The sequence below is a fragment of the Modestobacter sp. SYSU DS0904 genome (assembly GCF_054051115.1).
Window position 1 is genome coordinate 80,013 of record NZ_JBJHAQ010000003.1, and the last position, 20,978, is coordinate 100,990.

The window sequence follows — 20,978 nt, forward strand, 5'->3', positions numbered from 1 at the left end:
CGCGTCAGGCCCCCACGGCGGCGCGGAGCGCGTCGACCCGGTCCAGGCGCTCCCACGGCAGCTCCACGTCGGTGCGGCCGAAGTGCCCGTAGGCGGCGGTCGGGGCGTAGATGGGGCGCAGCAGGTCCAGGTCGCGGACGATGGCGCCGGGGCGCAGGTCGAACACCGCGGTGATCGCCTTCTCCAGGGCCTCCTCCGGCACGGTGTTGGTGCCGAAGGTCTCCACGAACAACCCGACCGGGTGGGCGGCGCCGATCGCGTAGGCGACCTGCACCTCGCAGCGGCGGGCCAGGCCGGCGGCGACGACGTTCTTGGCCACCCAGCGCATCGCGTAGGCCCCCGAGCGGTCGACCTTCGACGGGTCCTTGCCGGAGAAGGCGCCGCCCCCGTGGCGGGCCATGCCGCCGTAGGTGTCGACGATGATCTTGCGGCCGGTGAGCCCGGCGTCGCCCATCGGGCCGCCGATCACGAACTTGCCGGTGGGGTTGACCAGCAGCCGGTAGCCGGTGGTGGGCAGGCCCAACGCGGCCAGCTCCGGCTCGACCACGAGCTCCTGCACGTCGGGGGCGAGCAGCGTCTCGATGGAGATGTCCTCGGCGTGCTGGCTGGAGACCACCACGGTGTCGACGGCGACCGGCCGGTCGTCCTCGTAGACCACGGTGACCTGGGTCTTGCCGTCGGGCCGCAGGTAGGGCACCGAGCCGTCCTTGCGCACCGCGGAGAGCCGGCGGGACAGCCGGTGCGCCAGCGCGATCGGCAGCGGCATGAGCTCGGGGGTCTCGTCGGTGGCGTAGCCGAACATCAGGCCCTGGTCGCCGGCGCCCTGCCGCTCGATGAGGTCGTCGGCGATGGCCGCGCGGTGCTCGGCGTCGCCGAAGCCCGCGGTGCGCGCCTCGTAGCCGGTGTCCACCCCCTGGGCGATGTCCGGGGACTGCGCGCCGATGGAGACGCTGACCCCGCAGGAGGCCCCGTCGAAGCCCTTGCGGGAGGAGTCGTAGCCGATCGCGAGGATGGTCCGCCGGACGATGTCGGCGATGTCGACGTAGCCCGACGTGGTCACCTCGCCGGCGATGTGCACCTGGCCGGTGGTGATCATCGTCTCCACCGCGACCCGGCTGCGGGGATCCTGGGCGAGCATCGCGTCCAGGATCGAGTCGCTGATCTGGTCGGCGATCTTGTCGGGGTGCCCCTCGGTGACCGACTCGGACGTGAAGAGACGGCGTGCCACTCGGTTCTCCCTGCGATCGGCGGCCGAGCGCGGTACCCGCGTCCGGTGATGAACTCGACGGCCGAGCCTACCGGCGACGCCAGGTCCCCGTCGGGCGGCGCCCGGGACCCCCGGGTCGGGCGGGATCAGGCCCCGGTGAGCCGGCGTACGACGGCGTCCCAGATCCCGGCGGCCACGGCGTCCTTGCGGGCGGCCGGCAGGGGCGTGGCCGTCCCGTCGTCGGCCAGCACGGTCACCTCGTTCTCGTCCCGGCCGAAGACCCGGCCGGCGGAGACGTCGTTGACCACCAGCAGGTCGACGCCCTTGCGGGCCAGCTTCGCCCGGGCGTGGGTGAGCACGTCGCCCTCGGCGTCCCCGGTCTCCGCGGCGAAGCCGACGACGACCTGGCCGGGGGCCCGCGCGGCCACCAGCTCGGCGAGCACGTCGGCGGTACGGGTCAGCGCGACGGTGTCCGGCTCGGCGGGGCCGCCCTTCTTGAGCTTGGTGCCGGCCACCGCGACCGGCCGGAAGTCGGCCACGGCCGCGGCCATGACCACGACGTCGGCGCCGGCTGCCTCGGCCGCCATGGCCACGCGCAGCTCCTCGGCGGACTCCACGGCGACCGTGCGGACGCCGAACGGGGCGGGCTCGGCGACGTTGGCCGCGACCAGCACCACCTCGGCACCCCGTGCGGCGGCGACCCGGGCCAGCGCCCAGCCCTGCCGCCCGGACGAGCGGTTGCCCAGGTAGCGCACCGGGTCCAGCGGCTCACGGGTGCCGCCGGCGCTGATCACCACCCGGCGGCCGGTGAGGTTCGGGCGGAGCGCGCCGGCGCCGTGCGCCAGGACGACGGCGGCCAGGGCCGCGACGTCGGCCGGTTCGGGGAGCCGGCCGGGCCCGGAGTCCGGCCCGGTGAGCCGGCCCACGGCGGGCGGCAGCACGACCGCACCGCGGCGGCGCAGGGTGGCCACGTTGTCCTGGGTGGCCGGGTGCAACCACATCTCGGTGTGCATGGCCGGCACGAACACGACCGGGCAGGACGCCGTCAGCAGGGTGGCGGTGAGCAGGTCGTCGGCGCGGCCGGCCACCGCGCGGGCGAGCAGGTCGGCGGTGGCCGGGTTGACCAGCACCAGGTCGGCGGTCTGCCCGATCCGGACGTGCGCCACCTCCGGGACGTCGTCCCAGACGTCGGTGCTCACCGGGTTGCCCGACAGCGCCTCGAAGGTCGCCGCGCCGACGAACCGCAGCGCCGCGGCGGTCGGCACCACGCGGACGTCGTGCCCCGCCTCGGTGAGCGCGCGCAGCAGCAACGCGGACTTGTAGGCGGCGACACCGCCCCCCACCCCCAGCACGATCCGGCTCATGCCGTCCATCCTCCACACACGAGAAGACCCCCGGTACCGAGTACCGGGGGTCTCATCACAACGGGGCCGTCGGCCGGCCACCCTTCAGGGGCCCGCGCCGAGCCTGCGAGGCGTGGGGGGAAGGGTGGTCCTTCCTCAGTTCTCGCCGGCGGTGTGGGTCAGCAGGCCCTCGTTGATCTCGCGCAGCGCGATCGACAGCGGCTTCTCCTGCGGCGCGGTGTCGACCAGCGGGCCGACGTACTCCAGCAGGCCCTCGGAGAGCTGGCTGTAGTAGGCGTTGATCTGCCGCGCGCGCTTGGCGGCGTAGATGACCAGCCCGTACTTGCTGGTGGTGCGCTCCAGCAGTTCGTCGATCGGCGGGTTGGTGATGCCCTCAGGGGCGGGTGCGACTCCGGACACGGGTGAGCGTGCTCCTTCTCGGTTCGTGGGAGTGGGTTCCGGGTGCTGCCGGGACGCTCACTCGGGAGCGTCTCCACGGGCAGCACGGTCGGGACCGGTCATTCGCGCGGAGGCGCAGTCAGCAAGCCTACCAACTCGTCGGCGGCTCTGGCCACGTCGTCGTTGACGACCACCACGTCGAACTCCCCCGCAGCGTCCAGTTCGGCCTGCGCGAGCGCCAGCCGGCGGGACTGCACCTCCGGCGCCTCGGTGCCGCGGCCGGCCAGCCGGCTGACGAGTTCGGCCCAGGACGGCGGGGCCAGGAAGACCAGCTGGGCCTCCGGGGCGCGCTCGCGCACCTGCCGGGCGCCCTGCAGCTCGATCTCCAGCAGGGCCGGTGACCCGGCGGTGAGCTGCTCGTCGACCGGCGCCTTCGGGGTGCCGTAGCGGTTGCCCGCGTACGACGCCCACTCCAGCAGCCCGTCGTTGGCGGCCAGCCAGTCGAAGGTCTCGTCGTCGATGAACCAGTAGTGCTCGCCGTCGACCTCGCCGGGCCGGGGCTTGCGGGTGGTGACCGACACCGACACCCAGACCTCGGGGTGCCGGCGCCGGACCTCGGCGACGACCGTGCCCTTGCCGACGCCCGAGGGGCCGGAGAGCACGGTCAGTCGCGCGCGGTTCTGTCGTCCCACTCGTTGATCTTCGCACCGGGGTGGTCGGGGACCACCGCGGAGTCGGTCAGAGGGCACCCTCGGTGGGGACCTCGTCGGCCTCGACGTGCTCGCCGCCGAACTCCGCCTCCAGCGCGCGGCGCTGGTTGGCGCCCAGCCCGCGCACCCGGCGGGTCGGGGAGATCTCCAGGCGCTCCATGATCTTCGCCGCCCGCGCCTTGCCGACGCCGGGCAGCGACTCGAGCACGGCGGAGACCCGCATCTTGCCGATGACCTCGTCGGTCTCGCCCTGCTTGAGGACGTCGCCGACCGTGGTGCCCTTGCTCTTCAGCCGCTCGCGCAGCTCGGCGCGGGCCTTGCGGGCCGCGGCCGCCTTCTCCAGGGCAGCGGCGCGCTGTTCGGGGGACAACTCGGGAAGGGGCACGGAGCAACCCAATCGTTTTCGGTCCGGCGCGTGCCGGCGCAGTTCTTCGGTGATCCAGCTCGTTCGCGACGGCCCGCGGTGTGAGCCTCGGCCGCCAACCTAGTCATCCGAGACCGGCTGGTCACGCCAGCCCCGGTGTCAGGACCGCCGGGCCGGTGTGCCTACCGGTGGACCGACCCGGCGGACACGCCGCGCGTCGATTCCGTCACTGCTGGTCAGTTCGCGTGTCGCCGATCAGGCCGACGCGGACGCCGACGCCGACCGCCGGCCGAGCACCCAGCCGCCGAGCGCGACCAGCACGAGCAGCCCGGCCACCAGCAGCCCGGCGCCGACGACGTGCTGCCCGGTCCAGAGGACGGCCGGGACGCGGTCGAAGGAGAGGGTCAGCCGGCTCCCGTACGCCTCGGAGGTCCCGGGCACCAGCGGCTCGTAGGAGCCCGAGTAGGCCGTCCAGGTGGGCGGCCGGGTGTTCGCCGGCCAGAAGGTGATCACGCCGGCGATCGCCAGGACGGCGCCCAGCAGCAGCACCAGCCAGGGCGCCGCCCGCCTCACGCCGTCAGCTCCGCCGTCCACCGGTCGGCCGCGGCCCGGAGCGCCGCCGTCCCCGGCCCGGCGGACAGCACGTCCCGGGACACCGTCGGGACGACGGCCCGGCCGGCGCCGAACAGCCGCCGCAGGTCCGCCACCGTGGCGCCCTGGGCACCCAGCCCCGGCGCGAGCACCGGCCCGCCGAGCCCCGTCAGGTCGACGTCGAGGTCCCGCAGCGTGGCGCCGACGACGACACCGAAGGACCCGGTGGCCGGCCCGAACCGGCTCGCCAGGTCCTGCACCGCACCGAGGTCCGGCAGCGGGTCGCCGACCACCCACTCCGGGGTGTTCCAGCCCCGCACGGCGTCGACGACGACCTGCGCCACGCTGGGGCGGCGCCCGGAGGGCTGGTCGACCACCGCGTGCTGCAGCGTGCCGGCGTCCGGGTTGGAGGTGCGGGACAGCACGAACAGCCCGCCGCCGTGCTGCCGGGCGGTGTCCACGGCCGGCTGCAGGGACCCGGGCCCGAGGTAGGGGCTCACGGTCAGCGCGTCGACCGCCAGCGGGTGGTCCGGTCGGAGGTAGTCGGCGTAGGCGTCCATCGTCGAGCCGATGTCGCCGCGCTTGGCGTCCAGCAGCACCAGGGCGCCGGCGTCCCGGGCCCGGGCCACCGCCTCCTCCAGCACGGCGATCCCGCGGGAACCGTGCCGCTCGTAGAAGGCCAGCTGCGGCTTGAGCACGGCGACGTGGCCGGCCAGGGCGTCGACCACGGCGTCGGTGAACCGGGCCAGGCCCGCCGGGCTGTCCGGCAGGCCCCAGCGCTCCAGCAGCGGTGGGTGCGGGTCGATGCCGACGCACAGCGGGCCACGGGCGGCGACGGCGTCGGCGAGCCGCTGGCCGAAGGTCGCGGTCACCGGTGGGCGAACCCGACGGCGTCGGCCAGCGAGCCGAAGCCGCGGGCGGCGAGCGCCGCGGTCAGCTCGGCGTGGATGCGCGCCGGGGCCGAGGGGTCGTTGAAGACCGCCGTCCCGACACTGACCGCGCTGGCCCCGGCGAGCACGAACTGCAGCGCGTCCAGGCCGCTGCGGATGCCACCCATGCCCAGGATCGGCACCTGCGGCAGCGCCTGGTGCACCTGCCAGACGCAGCGCAGCGCCACCGGACGGATCGCCGGGCCGGAGAGCCCCCCGGTGACCCCGCCGAGCACCGGGCGCATGGTGTCCGGGTTGATGACCAGCCCGAGCAGGGTGTTGATCATCGACAGCCCGTCCGCGCCAGCGTCGGCGACCGAGCGGGCGATGGTCACGATGTCGGTGACGTCGGGGCTCAGCTTGGCGTACACCGGCTGGGCCGGGTCGGCGGCGGCGCGCACCGCGGCGACGACGTCGCGGGCCGCTCCCGGGTCGCAGGCGAACACCTCACCGCGGCTCTCCACGTTCGGGCAGGAGATGTTGACCTCGATGCCCAGCACGCCGGGCACGCCGCGCAACCGGGTGGCCAGCTCGGCGAAGTCCTCCACCCGGGTGCCGGCGATGGAGACGAAGGCCCGCGCACCGCGCTGGGCGAGCCACGGCAGGTCCTCGGCCAGCAGCCCGTCGATGCCCGGCCCCTGCAGACCGATGGAGTTGAGCATCCCGCTGGGCGTCTCGGCCATCCGCGGCGTCGGCCGCCCCGAGCGGGGCCGCAGCTGCACGGACTTGGTGACCACCGCGCCGATGGCGGTGAGGTCGAGGAAGGGCTCCAGCTCGCGGCCGAAGCCGGAGCAGCCGGAGGCGGTGAGCACCGGGCTGGGCACCGGCACCCGGCCGAGGGTGCTGCGCATGTCGACCGCGGACGCGGCCGGCGGGGCGTGCTCGACGGTCACGACGGGGCTCCGGGGGTGCCGTGGTCGGCCTCGGGCGGGGCGACCGGGGTGGGGGGTGCGCCCGCCGGGGTGGGCACCGCCGGCGGGGTGAGGCCCATGGCGTCCGCGCCGACGACGTCCGCCGGCAGGGTGCCGACGTCGGCGAAGCGGACCCGGTCACCGCCGAAGACCGGGCCCTCGACGCAGGAGCGGGCGAACCGGGTGCGCCCGTCGGCGCCGACCACCGGCAGCACGCAGGTCATGCAGACCCCGATGCCGCAGGCCATCGACTCCTCGACGGCGACGTAGCTGGGCACCCCGGCGGCGGTGGCGACGTCGGCGACCGCGCGCAGCATGCCCATCGGGCCGCACGCGTAGACGACCCCGGCGCCGCGCACCAGCTCGGCGACCGCCTCGGTGACCCAGCCGCGGCGCCCCGCGCTGCCGTCGTCGGTCATCACCACGAACGGCGCGGCGAGTGCGCCGAGCTCCTCGACCGAGCACAGCCGCCCGGCCGCCGCCGCGCCGGTGACGGCGGCGACCTCCGAGCCGGTGGCGCGCAGCCGCCCGGCCAGCCCGACCAGCGCCGCGGCGCCGTAGCCGCCGCCGACCAGCAGCGCCGGGGTGCCCGGCGGTGGCATCGGGAACGGACGGCCCAGCGGGCCGACGACGTCGACCACGTCACCGGGCTGCAGCCCGGCCAGCCAGCTGGAGCCGGGTCCGTGCGGGGAGACGACCACCTGCACCTGGCCGCCGCCCACCCCGGCGATCGCGATGGAGCGCCGGAGCAGGTGCGCGGAGGTGGGGCCGCCGACCGCGAAGGCGATGAACTGGCCCGGGACGGCCCGCTCGGCCACCTCGGGAGCGGCCAGGCTCAGCTCCACGTACGCGCCGACCGGCCGCCGGCCGGCCACCACGACCACCCGCTGCACGGGTGGCCGCGGCGCCGCCGGGGCCGGTTCGGTCAGGTGGCCACCGACGTGGCCACCCCGGTGGTCGGCGGCGGTGGTCACGCGGTCGTCCCGGCGGCTGCCTGGGCAGCGGCCAGCGACCGGTGCAGGTCCTGCAGGCTGCGCACCCCGATGTCACCCCGGCGCAGCGACTCGACGCCCTGCACGGTGGCCGCCATGCCCTGCACGGTGGTGATGCACGGGATGCCGGCGCTCACCGCGGCGGCCCGGATCTCGTACCCGTCCAGCCGCGGTCCGCTGTTGCCCGGCGTGCCGAACGGGGTGTTGACCACCAGGTCGATCTCGCCGGCCAGGATCCGCTCGACCACGTTGCCCGGGCCCTGGGAGAACTTCCCGACCACCTCGCAGGTGACCCCGTTGCGGCGCAGCACCTGGGCGGTGCCCACGGTGGCCAGCACCCGGAAGCCGAGGTCGGCCAGCCGCTTGACCGGGAAGACCGCCGAGCGCTTGTCCCGGTTGGCCAGCGACACGAACACCGTGCCCCCGGTCGGCAGGTCGCCGTAGGCCGCGGCCTGGGACTTGGCGAACGCGGTGCCGAACTCCGCGTCGATGCCCATCACCTCACCGGTCGACTTCATCTCCGGTCCGAGCACGGTGTCCACCCCGTGGCCCTCGATGGTGCGGAAGCGGTGGAAGGGCAGCACCGCCTCCTTCACCGCGATCGGGCCGTCGACCGGCAGGTCGGTGCCGTCACCGGTGGCCGGCAGCACGCCCGCGGTGCGCAGCTGGGCGATCGTCTGGCCGACCGCGATCCGGGCCGCGGCCTTGGCCAGCTGCACCGCGGTCACCTTCGACACGAACGGCACCGTGCGGCTGGCGCGCGGGTTGGCCTCCAGCACGTAGAGGACGTCGTCCTTGAGCGCGTACTGGACGTTCATCAGCCCGCGCACCCCGATCCGGGCCGCCAGCGCCTCGGTGGCCCGCCGGATGGTCTGCAGGTCCTCGCCACCCAGGGTGATCGGCGGCAGCGCGCACGCCGAGTCACCGGAGTGGATCCCGGCCTCCTCGATGTGCTCCATGACCCCGCCCAGGTACAGGTCGGTGCCGTCGTAGAGGGCGTCGACGTCGATCTCCACGGCGTCCTCGAGGAACCGGTCGACCAGCACCGGGTGGTCGACGCTCACGTCGGTGGCCTTGGTGATGTAGGCCTCCAGCATGGCGTCCTCGTAGACGATCTCCATGCCGCGCCCACCGAGCACGTAGGAGGGCCGCACCAGCACCGGGTAACCGATGGACGCCGCGATCGCCACCGCCTCGGCCGACGTCGTCGCCATGCCGTGCTTGGGCGAGAGCAGCCCGGTGTCGGACAGCACGCGGGAGAACTCGCCGCGGTCCTCGGCGGCGTCGATCGCCTCCGGGGACGTCCCCAGCACCGGGACGCCGGCGTCCTTCAGCCGCTGCGCCAGCCCCAGCGGGGTCTGCCCACCGAGGGTGCAGATGACCCCGGCGACCGGGCCGGCGGCGCGCTCGGCCTCGACGACCTCCAGGACGTCCTCGAAGGTGAGCGGCTCGAAGTACAGCCGGTCGGCGGTGTCGTAGTCGGTGGAGACGGTCTCCGGGTTGCAGTTGACCATCACCGCCTCGTAGCCGGCGTCCTGCAGGGCCATCACGGCGTGCACGCATGAGTAGTCGAACTCGACGCCCTGCCCGATCCGGTTCGGCCCCGACCCGAGGATCAGCACCGCCGGCTTGTCGCGCGGCTCCACCTCGGTCTCGGAGTCGTAGGAGGAGTAGTGGTACGGCGTCCGGGCGGCGAACTCGGCGGCGCAGGTGTCCACGGTCTTGTAGACCGGCCGGATGCCCAGCCGCCAGCGCAGCGTGCGGACCCCGTCCTCCCCCGCCAGCTCCGGCCGCAGGGCGGCCACCTGGCGGTCGGACAGGCCGTGCCGCTTGGCCCGGCGCAGCAGCTCCGGGGTCAGCGACGGCGCCTCCCGGATCTCCTCGCCGATCTCGTTGACCAGGGCGATCTGGTCGACGAACCAGGTGTCGAAGCCACTGGCCTGCGCCACCTGCTCGACGGTGGCGCCGGCGGCCAGGGCCCGCTGGGCGGTGTACAGCCGGCCGTCGACCGGGGTGCGCAGCTGCTCCACCAGCGCCGCGGCGTCCGCGGGCTGGGCGGCGTCGGTCCAGAACCCGGCCGCCGACGTCTCCGTCGACCGCATGGCCTTGCCCAGCGCCTCGGTGAAGTTGCGGCCCATCGCCATGACCTCGCCGACGCTCTTCATCGTCGTGGTCAGCCGCGGGTCGGCGCCGGGGAACTTCTCGAAGGCGAAGCGCGGGATCTTCACCACGACGTAGTCCAGCGACGGCTCGAACGACGCCGGGGTGACCCCGGTGATGTCGTTGGTGATCTCGTCGAGGGTGTAGCCGATCGCCAGCTTGGCGGCGATCTTGGCGATCGGGAAGCCGGTGGCCTTCGACGCCAGGGCGCTGGAGCGGGACACCCGGGGGTTCATCTCGATCACGACCAGCCGGCCGGTCTCCGGGTGGACGGCGAACTGGATGTTGCAGCCACCGGTGTCGACGCCGACCTCGCGCAGCACGGCGATGCCGACGTCGCGCATCTGCTGGTACTCGCGGTCGGTGAGCGTCATCGCCGGGGCGACGGTCACCGAGTCGCCGGTGTGCACGCCCATCGCGTCGATGTTCTCGATCGAGCAGATGACCACCACGTTGTCGCTGCGGTCGCGCATCAGCTCGAGCTCGTACTCCTTCCAGCCGAGCACCGACTCCTCGATCAGCACGGTGTGCACGGGTGAGTCGGCCAGCCCGTGGCCGGCCATCCGGCGCAGCATCGGCTCGTCGGTGGCGATGCCCGAGCCCAGCCCGCCCATGGTGAAGCTGGGCCGGATGACCACCGGGTAGCCGACCTCGGCGGCGGTGGCCAGCGCCTCCTCGACGGTCCCGCAGACCGTCGATCGCGGGGCGTCGGCGCCGATGGAGCGCACGATGTCCTTGAACTTCTGCCGGTCCTCGCCGCGGTTGATCGCGTCGACGTCGGCACCGATGAGCTGGACGCCGTACTTCTCCAGCACGCCGTTCTCGTACAGCCCGATGGCGAGGTTCAGCGCGGTCTGGCCGCCCAGGGTGGCCAGCAGCGCGTCGGGGCGCTCCTTGGCGATCACCCGCTCGACGAACTCCGGCGTCAGCGGCTCCACGTAGGTGGCGTCGGCGACCTCGGGGTCGGTCATGATCGTGGCCGGGTTGCTGTTGACCAGGCTGACCCGCAGCCCCTCGGCCTTGAGCACCCGGCAGGCCTGGGTGCCGGAGTAGTCGAACTCGCTGGCCTGGCCGATGACGATCGGCCCCGAGCCGATCACCAGCACATGCTGCAGATCTGTCCGCTTGGGCATCAGGCGTTCTCCCCCGTGCTCGACTCGACGACGGTTGGGGGTGTCACTGCACTGCCTTCCTTCGAGGCGGCCATCAGGTCGACGAACCGGCCGAACAGCGGGTTGGCGTCGTGCGGGCCGGCCGCGGCCTCCGGGTGGAACTGGACGCTGAAGGCCGGGGCGTCGATCAGCCGCAGGCCCTCCACCACGTCGTCGTTGAGCCCGACGTGGCTGACCTCCACCGGACCGAACGGCGTGTCGACCGGCCGGTCCAGCGGGGCGTCGACGGCGAAGCCGTGGTTGTGGCTGGTGACCCGCACCGTGCCGCTGACCCGGTCCAGCACCGGCTGGTTGAGCCCGCGGTGGCCGAAGCGCAGCTTGTAGGTGCCCAGCCCCAGCGCCCGGCCGAGGATCTGGTTGCCGAAGCAGATGCCGAACAGCGGACGGCGGGCCTCCAGCACCCCGCGCACCGCGGCGACCGCGTAGTCGGCGGCCGCCGGGTCGCCGGGGCCGTTGGAGACGAAGACGCCGTCCACGCCGTGCTCGAGGAGCTGCTCGGCGGTCGCGGTCGCGGGGAGCACGTGGGTCTCCACGCCGAGCTCGGCCAGGTACCGCGGGGTGGCGGTCTTGATGCCCAGGTCGAGGGCGGCGATGGTGAACCGCTTCTCCCCCACCGCCGGCACCACGTAGGGCTCGGTCGCGCTGACGCCCGGTGCGAGGTCCGCGCCGGTCATGCTCGGGCTCTCGGTCACCCGGGCCAGCAGCTCGTCGGCGCCGAGCTCGGTGCTGATCCCGGCGCGCATGGCGCCCCGGTCGCGCAGGTGCCGGGTGAGTGCGCGGGTGTCGATGCCGCTGATGCCGACCACGCCCTGGGCGACGAGCTCGTCGTCCAGGCTGCCGGTGGCCCGCCAGTTGGCCGGGCGGCGCGCGGGGTCGCGCACCACGAAGCCGGCCACCCACATCCGGCGGCTCTCGTCGTCCTCGCCGTTGACGCCGGTGTTGCCGACGTGCGGGGCGGTCATCGTGATGATCTGACCTGCGTAGCTGGGGTCGGTGAGCGTCTCCTGGTAGCCGGTCATCCCGGTGGAGAACACCGCCTCGCCGACCGTCGTACCGGTCGCGCCGTACGACTCACCGGAGAACGTCCTGCCGTCCTCGAGCACGAGGATCGCCTGGGTCACTTCTGTGCCTTTCCGTCCATCACGGTCGCCGTCCCCCGCAGGAACGTGGCGACCACCCGGCCGGGGAGCTCCCGGCCGGCATAGGGGCTGTTGCGGCTGCGGCTGGCCAGCGCGGCCGGGTCGACGACGGCCCGGTGCGTGGGGTCCAGCAGCAGCAGGTTCGCCGGCTCGCCGACGGCCAGCGGCCGCCCGTGCGAGGCCGCGCCACGATCGGCGAGGCGGCCGATCGCCGCCGGGCGCACCGACATCCGGTCGGCGACGCCGCGCCAGTCGAGCCGGCCCGGCTCGACCATGGTCTGCACGATGACGGAGAGCGCCTGCTCGAGCCCGAGCATCCCGGGGCGGGCGGCGGCCCACTCGCTCTCCTTGTCCTCGACCGCGTGCGGGGCGTGGTCGGTGCCGACGGCGTCGATCGTCCCGTCGGCGAGCCCCGCCCGCAGCGCCTCGACGTCCTCGGCCGTGCGCAGCGGCGGGTTGACCTTGAACACCGGGTCGTAGCCCTCCGCGCACTCGTCGGTGAGCAGCAGGTGGTGCGGGGTGACCTCCGCGGTCACCTGCACCCCGCGCGACTTCGCCCAGCGCAGGATCTCCACCGAGCCCGCCGTCGACACGTGGCAGACGTGCAGCCGCGCGCCGACGTGACCGGCCAGCAGCACGTCCCGGGCGATCACCGCCTCCTCGGCGGCGGCCGGCCAGCCGGCCAGGCCCAGCCGGGCGGAGCGGTCGCCCTCGTTCATCTGCGCGCCGACGGTGAGCCGGGGCTCCTCGGCGTGCTGGGCGACGACGCCGTCGAAGGCCTTCACGTACTCCAGCGCCCGGCGCATCAGCGCCGGGTCGCTCACGCAGGAGCCGTCGTCGGAGAACACCCGCACCCGGGCGGCGGAGTCGGCCATCGCGCCGAGCTCGGCCAGCCGCTCGCCGCGCAGCCCGACGGTCACCGCCCCGACCGGGACGACGTCGACCAGCCCGGCCTGCTGGCCCAGCCGCCACACCTGCTCGACCACGCCGGCGGTGTCGGCGACCGGGTCGGTGTTCGCCATCGCGTGCACCGCGGTGAACCCGCCCAGGGCCGCGGCCCGGCTGCCGGTCTCGACGGTCTCGGCGTCCTCCCGGCCCGGCTCGCGCAGGTGGGTGTGCAGGTCGACCAGCCCGGGCAGCGCGACCAGCCCGGCCGCGTCGACCACCTGGGCGCCGTCGGCGGCCAGGTCGCTGCCGATCTCGGCGATCACGCCGTCGGCGAGCAGCAGGTCGACGGCGTCCTCGCCGTACGGGCGGGCGCCCTTGATGAGCATCATTCGGGAGCTCCTCCCAGCAGCAGGTACAGGACGGCCATGCGGACGCTGACGCCGTTGCCGACCTGGTCGACGATCGTGGAGCGGGCCGAGTCGGCGACCTCGGCGGCGATCTCCATGCCCCGGTTCATCGGGCCGGGGTGCATGACGATCGCGTCGTCGGGCAGCGTGGCCATCCGGCGGGCGTCCAGGCCGTACCGGCGGCTGTACTCGCGGGCACTGGGGAAGAACGAGGCGTTCATCCGCTCCGCCTGCACCCGCAACATCATCACGACGTCGGCCTTGGGCAGCACGGCGTCCAGGTCGTAGCTGACCCGCACCGGCCAGCTGCCCACGCCCACCGGCAGCAGCGTCGGCGGGGCGACCAGGGTGACGTCGGCGCCGAGGGTGGACAGCAGCCAGACGTTGGAGCGGGCCACCCGGCTGTGCAGCACGTCGCCGACCAGCACCACCCGAACGCCGTCGAGCCGGCCCAGCCGCTGGCGGATCGTGTAGGCGTCCAGCAGGGCCTGGGTGGGGTGCTCGTGGGTGCCGTCGCCGGCGTTCACCACGCTGCCGCGGACCCAGTGCGCGAGCCGGTGCGGCGCCCCGGAGGCCCAGTGCCGGACCACGATGCCGTCGGCGCCCATCGCCTCCAGGGTCAGCGCGGTGTCCTTGAGGCTCTCGCCCTTGGAGACGCTGCTGCCCTTGGCGGAGAAGTTGATGACGTCCGCGGAGAGCCGCTTGGCGGCCAGCTCGAAGGAGATCCGGGTGCGGGTGGAGTCCTCGTAGAACAGGTTCACCACGGTGCGCCCGCGCAGGGTGGGGAGCTTCTTGACCTCCCGGCCCGCCAGCGCCGCCTCGATCTGCGCGGCGGTGTCCAGCACCAGGGTGGCGTCGTCCCGGTCGAGGTCGCCGGCCTCCAGCAGGTGGCGCTTCACTGCTCGCCCCCGGTGACGACGACCTCGTCGATCCCGTCGATCTCGGCCAGGTGCACCCGCACCGACTGGCTGCGGGAGGTGGGCACGTTCTTGCCCACGTAGTCGGCGCGGATCGGCAGCTCCCGGTGCCCGCGGTCGACCAGCACGGCCAGCTGGACGGCGCGGGGCCGGCCGAGGTCGCGGAGCGCGTCCAGGGCGGCCCGCACCGAGCGGCCGGAGAAGAGCACGTCGTCGACGAGGACCACCAGGCGGTCGTCGATGCCGGTCCCGGGGAGCCGGGTGTCCTCCAGGGCGCGCACGCCGCGCCGCCGCAGGTCGTCCCGGTAGAGGGTGATGTCGACGGTGCCGACGTCGACGGCGGTGCCGGAGAAGGCCTCGACCCGGGCGGCGAGCCGGCGGGCCAGCGGGGCGCCGCGGGTGGGGATGCCGACGAGCACGAGGTCGGCGAGGGAGTTGCCCGCCTTCTCGATCAGCTGGTGGGCGATCCGGTCGATCACGCGGCCGAGGTCGTCGGCGCCGAGCAGGGGTGGTGCGGGCAGGTCGGACGGCATGGCCATCAGGCCTCCTTCCCCGCCTCACTGGACGGGTCGTTAAAGGAAGTGGGACCGGCGACGACGGTACTGCACCGGCCGAGGTGACCTCCGACGGTGCTCGGATCAGCCGATCTGACCCCTACGAGCGTCGGCCGACTGTCGCTCCGGACGGAGTCTCGGTACTCTGCGTCACCAGTACGGCTCCCATCCGACGACAGTCAGTGAGCAGAAACGATGAGCACCGACTACTCCCGGGCACTCGGCGCCCGCCTGCGAGCGATCCGCAACCAGCAGGGCCTGTCGCTGCAGGGCGTGGAGGACAAGTCGCACGGCCGGTGGAAGGCCGTCGTCGTGGGCTCCTACGAGCGCGGCGACCGGGCGGTGACCGTCCAGCGGCTCTCCGAGCTCGCCGTGTTCTACGGCGTCCCGGTGTCCGAGCTGCTGCCCGACCCGCGGCCGAGCAGCGCGGTCACCAAGAGCACCAAGATCGTGCTGAACCTGGAGTCGCTCGGCTCGCTGCCCGCCGACGAGGCCGGGCCGCTGGCCCGCTACGCCTCGACCATCCAGGCGCAGCGCCACGACTACAACGGCAAGGTGCTGTCCATCCGCGCCGAGGACCTCAAGTCGCTGGCGATCATCTACGACATGAGCCCCGACGAGCTGACCACCCGGCTCATCGAGTGGGGTGTGCTCTCCCCCGGCCCGGACGGCGTCGGCTACGCCACCGAGGACGACGACGAGCCCTCCTGGGGCGGCGACCGGCGGCGCATCCCGCGCTGACATCGCGCGGTGACATCGCGATCCTGACGGACCGCACCGCGGCCTGGAGCCGTTCCCGGCTACGGTGAGCCGTTTCGAGATCTGCGCCGGGGACCCTCCGGGCCCGCCGCCGCAGATCTCAGCGCGCTGACGCGCGCACCGGGGTCACCGACCGGTGGGGGTCAGCCGTGGTCCGGTGTTCCTGCACGACACCGAAGGGGCCGCTCCGAGATGGAGGGGGCCCTTCGGTGTTGCTGGACGTCAGGTGGGGATCTCGGCCTTCACGATGCCGCCGAGGACGCCGTTGACGTAGGCCGGCGAGTCGTCGGTGGACAGCGCCTTGGCCAGCGTCACCGCCTCGTCGATCACCACCGCGTCGGGGACGTCGTCGACCCACAGCAGCTCGTAGGTGGCCATCCGCAGGATCGCGCGGTCGACGTCGGGCAGCCGGTCCAGCGACCAGCCCTGGGCGTGCCGCTCGATCAGCTCGTCGATCCGGGACTGCTGCTCGACCACGCCCTCGACCAGCCGGACGGCGTGGTCGGGCACCGGTGGCGAGTCGTCGCCGACCCGGTCGCGGAGCACCTGGAGCGGGTCGCTGCTGCGCAGGTCGGCCTCGTAGAGGACGTCGACCGCGCGCTTGCGGGCCTTGGACCGGGCGGCCACGAGGTCAGCTGACCCGGCCGAGGTACCGGCCGTCGCGGGTGTCGACCTTCAGCTTCTCGCCGGTGGTGATGAACAGCGGCACCTGGATCTCCGCACCGGTCTCCAGCGTCGCCGGCTTGGTGCCACCGGTCGAGCGGTCGCCCTGCAGGCCCGGGTCGGTGTGCTGCACCACGAGCTCCATGGTCACCGGGAGCTCGACGTACAGCGGGGTGTCGTCGTGCACCGCCACGGTGACCTCGGTGTTGTCCAGCAGGTAGTCCGCGCCGCCGCCGACGGTCGCCTCGGGGACGTAGATCTGCTCGAAGGTGTCGCCGTCCATGAAGACGAAGTCGGTGCCCTCCTTGTAGAGGAAGGTCATCGAGCGCTTGTCGACGTTCGCCGTCTCGACCTTGGTGCCGGCGTTGAAGGTCTTGTCGACGACCTTGCCCGACAGCACGTTCTTCAGGGTGGTGCGCACGAAGGCGCCGCCCTTGCCCGGCTTGACGTGCTGGAAGTCGGTGACGGTCCAGAGCTGGCCGTCCAGGTTGAGGACGATGCCGTTCTTGAGGTCGTTGGTGGTAGCCATCTAGAGAACCAGCAGTTCCTTGCTCGTGAGGGTCAACAAGTCGGGCTCGTCGTCCGTGACGATGAGGGTGTCCTCGATCCGGACACCGCCGTGTCCGGGCAGGTAGACACCCGGCTCCACGGTGACGGCCATGCCAGCGGCCAGGGTACCTGCGCCGAGCGCCGAGATCCCCGGTGCCTCGTGGATCTCCAGCCCCACCCCGTGGCCCAGGCCGTGGGTGAAGTGCTCACCGTGCCCGGCCGCGACGATGACGTCGCGGGCCGCGGCGTCGACCGCGACGACCTCCGCGCCGACGGCCAGCGCCGCCCGGCCGGCGGCCTGGGCGGCGGCGACGAGCTCGTACACCTCGCGCTGCCAGTCGGCGGCGTGCCCGAGGACCACGGTGCGGGTCATGTCGGAGTGGTACCCGTCGACGGTCGCGCCGAAGTCGAGCTTGAGGAAGTCCCCGTCGCGCAGCACGGTGGCGTCGGGCCGGTGGTGCGGGATGGCGGAGTTGGCGCCGGTGGCCACGATCGTCTCGAAGCTCGGCGCCTGCGCGCCCAGCGCCAGCATCCGGGCGTCGAGCTCCCGGCCCACCTCCAGCTCGGTGCGCCCGGGCCGCAGCGCTCCCTCGGCGGCCAGCTCGGCCAGCGCCCGGTCCGCGACCGCGCACGCCCGGCGCAGCGCCTGGACCTCGTCGTCGTCCTTGACCGCGCGCAGCGCCTCGACGGCCCGCCGGATGCTGACCAGCTCGACCCCGGACGCCACCCGCTCCAGCGCGCGCAGCCCGTCGACGGTCACCTCGTGCGACTCGTAGCCGATCCGACCGGCGTCGGCGGCCGCGCGGGCGGCGAGCGCCCCCACGGTGCCCCGGTCGACCAGCAGCTCGACGTCTGGCACCTGGGCCTGCGCCTGGGTGGTGTAGCGGCCGTCGGTGCCGAAGACGTGCCGCCCGTCGGCGCGCAGCAGCAACGCCCCGTTGGAGCCGGTGAACCCGGTCAGGTAGCGCACGTTGAGCAGGTTGGTGACCAGGACGGCGTCCAGGCCCTGCTCGGCGGCGACGGCGCACAGCCGCTCCCGCCGCCCGGCCTCGCGGGTGGTGTCCCGGGCCATCAGGAGGCGCCCCGGGCGGCATCCCTGGCGGCGAGGTACCGCAGCGCCAGCTCGTAGCCCTGCACGCCGAGGCCGGCGATCACGCCGTCGGCCACCCGGGAGACGTAGGAGTGGTGCCGGAACTCCTCGCGCCGGTGGATGTTGCTGATGTGCACCTCGACGACCGGGGCGGTGACCGCGGCCAGCGCGTCGTGCAGCACCACGGAGGTGTGCGACCAGCCGCCGGGGTTGACCACGATCGGGTCGCCGGCGTCGGTGGCCTCGTGCACCCAGCGGATCAGCTCGGCCTCGGAGTCGGTCTGCCGGACGACGACCTGCAGGCCCAGCTCGCCGGCCGCGGCCTCGATCAGCGCCACCAGCTCGGCGTACGTCGTCGTCCCGTAGACCTCCGGCTCACGCGTGCCGAGCCGGCCGAGGTTGGCCCCGTTGAGCACCTGGATGGTCATGCTGTCTCCTCGCTGACGGCTGCCCAGGCGGCGTCCAGCCAGGCCTGGTCGGGGTCGGTCAGGATGCGCGGGTTGCCGAGGCCGTCGAGGACGACGAACCGCAGCGAGGCGCCGCGGGCCTTCTTGTCCACCCGCATCACCGCCTGCAGCTGCTGCCAGTCGCCGCGGTAGGTGGTGGGCAGCCCCATGGCGACGATCAGGTCGCGGTGCCGGGCGACGTCGGCGGCGGGCAGCAACCCCGCCTGACCGGCCAGCTCGGCGGCGAACACCAGGCCGACGGCGACCGCCTCGCCGTGCCGCCAGCCGAAGTCCTCCACCCGCTCGATCGCGTGGGCCAGGGTGTGCCCGTAGTTGAGGAACTCGCGGCGGCCGGTGTCGTAGAGGTCCTCCCCCACCGCGTCGGCCTTGACCTGCACCGCGCGGGCGATCAGCTCGGCGGTGTCGGCCCGGCCGGTGGGGTCGGCCGCCAGCAGCTCCAGCACCCGCCCGTCGGCGATGAAGCCGCACTTGACCACCTCGGCCAGCCCGGCGCAGAACTCCGCCTCGGGCAGGCCGGCGAGCGCGTCGGTGTCGGCGAGCACGCCCGCGGGCGGGTGGAAGGCGCCGACCAGGTTCTTGCCGGCCCGGGTGTTGATGCCGGTCTTGCCGCCGACGGCGGCGTCGACCATGCCCAGCAGGCTGGTCGGCACCTGGACCACCCGGACCCCGCGCAGCCAGGTGGCGCCGAGGAACCCGGCGAGGTCGGTGACCGCGCCCCCGCCCACGCCGACGACGGCGTCGGAGCGGGTGAGCCCGAGCTGACCGAACTCCTCCCACGCACCGGCGGCGACCTCGGCGGTCTTCGCCGCCTCGCCGTCGGGGACGGCCACCGCCTCGGCGGCGACCCCGGCCTCCTGCAGCGTCTCGACGGCGGCGCCGGCCGCGGCGGCCAGCGCGCGGCTGTGCACCACGACCGCCCGGGGGGTGCCGGCCAGCAGCAGGCCGAGCTCGGCCTGCACGCCGGGGCCGATCACGACGTCGTAGGGCCGGTCACCGGCCACGGTGATGCGGTGCGCGGTCACGAGCGGACCTCCCGGGTGGCGGCGAGCACGTCGGCGACGACGGCGTCGACGTCCCGGCCGCTGGTGGACACGGTCGCGGTGGCGACCTCGGCGTAGAGCGGAGCGCGGGCCTCGAGCATGGTGCGCAGCATGGCGCGCGGGTTGACCGCCAGCAGTGGCCGGTCCCGGGAGAGCCCGACCCGGCGGGCCGCGGTGGGGACGTCGACGTCGAGCCAGACGACCGCCCCGCCGGCCCGGCCGTGGGCGACCAGCAGGGCGCGACTGGCCGCGCTCGTCACCGCGCCGCCGCCGAGCGCCAGCACGCCGGGGTGCTCGGCGAGCGCCCGGGCGACCGCCTGCTCCTCCAGCGCGCGGAAGTGCGCCTCGCCCTCTTGGACGAACAGGTCGGCGATGGTGCTGCCGGTCTCGGCCGCGACGTCGGCGTCGGTGTCCCGGAAGGCCAGCCCGAGCGCGCCGGCGGCCGCGGTGCCGACCGTGGTCTTGCCCGACGCCGGTGGGCCGACGAGCACCAGCCGCGGGCCGGTCGAGGGGCTCACCGGATGGACAGCGCGTCGAGGTAGCCCTGCACGTTGCGGCTGGTCTCGGGCACCGAGTCGCCGCCGAACTTCTCCAGCACGGCGTCGGCCAGCACCAGGGCGACCATCGCCTCCATCACCACGCTGCCGCGCGGGACGGCGCAGGCGTCGGAGCGCTGGTTGATCGCGACCGCCGCCTCCCGGGTGGCGACGTCGACGGTGTCGAGGGCGCGGGGCACGGTGCTGATCGGCTTCATGGCCGCGCGCACGCGCAGCACCTCGCCGTTGGTCATGCCGCCCTCGATGCCGCCGGCGCGGTCGGTGCGCCGCTGCAGCTGACCGCTCACCAGCTCGATCTCGTCGTGGGCGACCGAGCCGCGGCGCCGGGAGGTCTCCAGGCCGTCGCCGACCTCCACGGCCTTGACCGACTGCACGCCCATCAGGGCACCGGCGAGCCGGGAGTCCAGCCGGCGGTCCCAGTGCACGTGGCTGCCCAGACCCGGCGGCAGGCCGTGCACGACCACCTCGATGACGCCGCCGAGGGTGTCGCCGGACTTCCGCGCGTCGTCGACCTCGGCGATCATCAGGCCGCTGGTGTCCGGGTCGGCGCAGCGCACCGGGTCCTCGTCGATGCGGGGGTTGTCCTCCGGGCCGGGGAGCACGCCCTCGGGCACGGTGACCGGGCCGATGCCGACCACGTGGCTGACCACCTGGACCCCGAGCACCTGGTGCAGGAACTGCCGGGCCACGGTGCCGAGCGCGACCCGGGCCGCGGTCTCCCGGGCGCTCGCGCGCTCCAGCACCGGGCGCACGTCGTCGAAGCCGTACTTCTGCAGACCGGCGAGGTCGGCGTGGCCGGGGCGGGGCCGGGTGAGCGGGGCGTTGCGCGCCTGCCCCTCGAGCACCTCCGGGTCGACCGGGTCGGCGGACATCACCGTGGACCACTTGGGCCACTCGGTGTTGCCGATCTGGACGGCGATCGGGCCGCCCTGGGTGATGCCGTGCCGGACGCCACCGGTGAGGGTGACGACGTCCTCCTCGAAGCTCATCCGCGCGCTGCGGCCGTGGCCCAGGCGGCGGCGGGCGAGCTGGGTGTCGAGGTCGGTGGTCTGCACCCGCACACCGGCGGGGAGACCTTCGAGGATGGCGGTGAGCTGCTGGCCGTGCGACTCACCGGCGGTCAGCCAGCGCAACATGCGGGGGATTCTGCCAGCACGCCCCGACGGACCC

General features: G+C 74.1%; 22 protein-coding genes. 1 reads left to right on the forward strand and 21 read right to left on the reverse strand.

Annotated features, from left to right (window positions below):
• Positions 1–4: 4 nt before the first annotated feature.
• The 14 genes from metK to pyrR form a co-directional block, all read right to left on the reverse strand.
• Positions 5–1,228 (reverse strand): methionine adenosyltransferase, encoded by a 1,224-nt coding sequence (metK, locus tag ACI79U_RS02870; RefSeq protein ID WP_457064976.1) that lies wholly within the window; start codon positions 1,226–1,228, stop codon positions 5–7.
• A gap of 125 nt (positions 1,229–1,353) precedes the next feature.
• Positions 1,354–2,571, reverse strand: coding sequence for a bifunctional phosphopantothenoylcysteine decarboxylase/phosphopantothenate--cysteine ligase CoaBC (gene coaBC, locus ACI79U_RS02875; protein ID WP_457064974.1), 1,218 nt, complete (start codon positions 2,569–2,571; stop codon positions 1,354–1,356).
• A 135-nt stretch (positions 2,572–2,706) separates the two neighbouring features.
• A complete protein-coding gene (gene rpoZ, locus ACI79U_RS02880; RefSeq protein WP_153360746.1) occupies positions 2,707–2,970 on the reverse strand; it encodes a DNA-directed RNA polymerase subunit omega in 264 nt (87 codons plus the stop codon).
• Between the two features lie 98 nt (positions 2,971–3,068).
• Positions 3,069–3,641, reverse strand: coding sequence for a guanylate kinase (gene gmk, locus ACI79U_RS02885; RefSeq protein WP_457064972.1), 573 nt, complete (start codon positions 3,639–3,641; stop codon positions 3,069–3,071).
• Positions 3,642–3,687: 46 nt separating this feature from the next.
• Positions 3,688–4,044: an integration host factor, actinobacterial type gene (gene mihF / locus ACI79U_RS02890; RefSeq protein WP_457064970.1), complete on the reverse strand. Its 357-nt coding sequence runs from the start codon at positions 4,042–4,044 to the stop codon at positions 3,688–3,690.
• 234 nt (positions 4,045–4,278) lie between these two features.
• The gene (locus tag ACI79U_RS02895) at positions 4,279–4,596 is read right to left on the reverse strand and encodes a hypothetical protein (protein ID WP_457064968.1); all 318 of its coding nucleotides are present in this window, start codon (positions 4,594–4,596) and stop codon (positions 4,279–4,281) included.
• On the reverse strand, positions 4,593–5,486 hold the full coding sequence (gene pyrF, locus ACI79U_RS02900; RefSeq protein WP_457064966.1) for an orotidine-5'-phosphate decarboxylase: 894 nt from the start codon (positions 5,484–5,486) through the stop codon (positions 4,593–4,595). The genes ACI79U_RS02895 and pyrF overlap by 4 nt, the downstream gene beginning before the upstream one ends.
• Positions 5,483–6,436 carry a dihydroorotate dehydrogenase gene (locus ACI79U_RS02905; RefSeq protein WP_457064964.1) on the reverse strand — a complete coding sequence of 318 codons (954 nt, stop codon included), beginning with the start codon at positions 6,434–6,436 and terminating at the stop codon, positions 5,483–5,485. The genes pyrF and ACI79U_RS02905 overlap by 4 nt, the downstream gene beginning before the upstream one ends.
• Entirely contained in the window at positions 6,433–7,428 is a 996-nt protein-coding gene (locus tag ACI79U_RS02910) for an iron-sulfur cluster-binding protein (RefSeq protein ID WP_457064962.1), read from the reverse strand. Before ACI79U_RS02910 ends, ACI79U_RS02905 begins: the two co-directional genes overlap by 4 nt.
• Positions 7,425–10,739: a carbamoyl-phosphate synthase large subunit gene (carB, locus tag ACI79U_RS02915; RefSeq protein WP_457064960.1), complete on the reverse strand. Its 3,315-nt coding sequence runs from the start codon at positions 10,737–10,739 to the stop codon at positions 7,425–7,427. Before carB ends, ACI79U_RS02910 begins: the two co-directional genes overlap by 4 nt.
• Complete coding sequence (gene carA / locus ACI79U_RS02920) at positions 10,739–11,899, reverse strand: glutamine-hydrolyzing carbamoyl-phosphate synthase small subunit (RefSeq protein WP_457064958.1); 1,161 nt, start codon at positions 11,897–11,899, stop codon at positions 10,739–10,741. Before carA ends, carB begins: the two co-directional genes overlap by 1 nt.
• Positions 11,896–13,194 carry a dihydroorotase gene (locus ACI79U_RS02925; RefSeq protein WP_457064956.1) on the reverse strand — a complete coding sequence of 433 codons (1,299 nt, stop codon included), beginning with the start codon at positions 13,192–13,194 and terminating at the stop codon, positions 11,896–11,898. Before ACI79U_RS02925 ends, carA begins: the two co-directional genes overlap by 4 nt.
• Positions 13,191–14,111, reverse strand: coding sequence for an aspartate carbamoyltransferase catalytic subunit (locus tag ACI79U_RS02930; RefSeq protein WP_457064954.1), 921 nt, complete (start codon positions 14,109–14,111; stop codon positions 13,191–13,193). The genes ACI79U_RS02925 and ACI79U_RS02930 overlap by 4 nt, the downstream gene beginning before the upstream one ends.
• Positions 14,108–14,668: a bifunctional pyr operon transcriptional regulator/uracil phosphoribosyltransferase PyrR gene (gene pyrR / locus ACI79U_RS02935; RefSeq protein ID WP_457064952.1), complete on the reverse strand. Its 561-nt coding sequence runs from the start codon at positions 14,666–14,668 to the stop codon at positions 14,108–14,110. The genes ACI79U_RS02930 and pyrR overlap by 4 nt, the downstream gene beginning before the upstream one ends.
• Positions 14,669–14,878: 210 nt before the next feature.
• Here pyrR and bldD point away from each other — a divergent pair, with 210 nt between their 5' ends.
• Positions 14,879–15,424, forward strand: a complete 546-nt coding sequence (bldD, locus tag ACI79U_RS02940; protein ID WP_457064950.1) for a transcriptional regulator — start codon at positions 14,879–14,881, stop codon at positions 15,422–15,424.
• A 240-nt stretch (positions 15,425–15,664) separates the two neighbouring features.
• Here bldD and nusB read toward each other — a convergent pair whose 3' ends face one another.
• Genes nusB through aroC form a run of 7 tightly spaced genes read right to left on the reverse strand, consistent with a single transcriptional unit; the run spans position 15,665 to position 20,944 of the window.
• Positions 15,665–16,069 (reverse strand): transcription antitermination protein NusB, encoded by a 405-nt coding sequence (nusB, locus tag ACI79U_RS02945; protein ID WP_457064948.1) that lies wholly within the window; start codon positions 16,067–16,069, stop codon positions 15,665–15,667.
• Positions 16,070–16,073: 4 nt separating this feature from the next.
• The gene (gene efp / locus ACI79U_RS02950) at positions 16,074–16,634 is read right to left on the reverse strand and encodes an elongation factor P (protein ID WP_153360732.1); all 561 of its coding nucleotides are present in this window, start codon (positions 16,632–16,634) and stop codon (positions 16,074–16,076) included.
• Positions 16,635–17,726, reverse strand: coding sequence for a M24 family metallopeptidase (locus ACI79U_RS02955; RefSeq protein WP_457064945.1), 1,092 nt, complete (start codon positions 17,724–17,726; stop codon positions 16,635–16,637).
• Positions 17,726–18,172, reverse strand: a complete 447-nt coding sequence (gene aroQ, locus ACI79U_RS02960; RefSeq protein WP_457064943.1) for a type II 3-dehydroquinate dehydratase — start codon at positions 18,170–18,172, stop codon at positions 17,726–17,728. The genes ACI79U_RS02955 and aroQ overlap by 1 nt, the downstream gene beginning before the upstream one ends.
• Entirely contained in the window at positions 18,169–19,233 is a 1,065-nt protein-coding gene (gene aroB, locus ACI79U_RS02965) for a 3-dehydroquinate synthase (RefSeq protein ID WP_457064941.1), read from the reverse strand. Before aroB ends, aroQ begins: the two co-directional genes overlap by 4 nt.
• Positions 19,230–19,769 carry a shikimate kinase gene (locus tag ACI79U_RS02970; RefSeq protein WP_457064939.1) on the reverse strand — a complete coding sequence of 180 codons (540 nt, stop codon included), beginning with the start codon at positions 19,767–19,769 and terminating at the stop codon, positions 19,230–19,232. Before ACI79U_RS02970 ends, aroB begins: the two co-directional genes overlap by 4 nt.
• A complete protein-coding gene (aroC, locus tag ACI79U_RS02975; RefSeq protein ID WP_457064937.1) occupies positions 19,766–20,944 on the reverse strand; it encodes a chorismate synthase in 1,179 nt (392 codons plus the stop codon). The genes ACI79U_RS02970 and aroC overlap by 4 nt, the downstream gene beginning before the upstream one ends.
• Between the last annotated feature and the right edge of the window lie 34 nt (positions 20,945–20,978).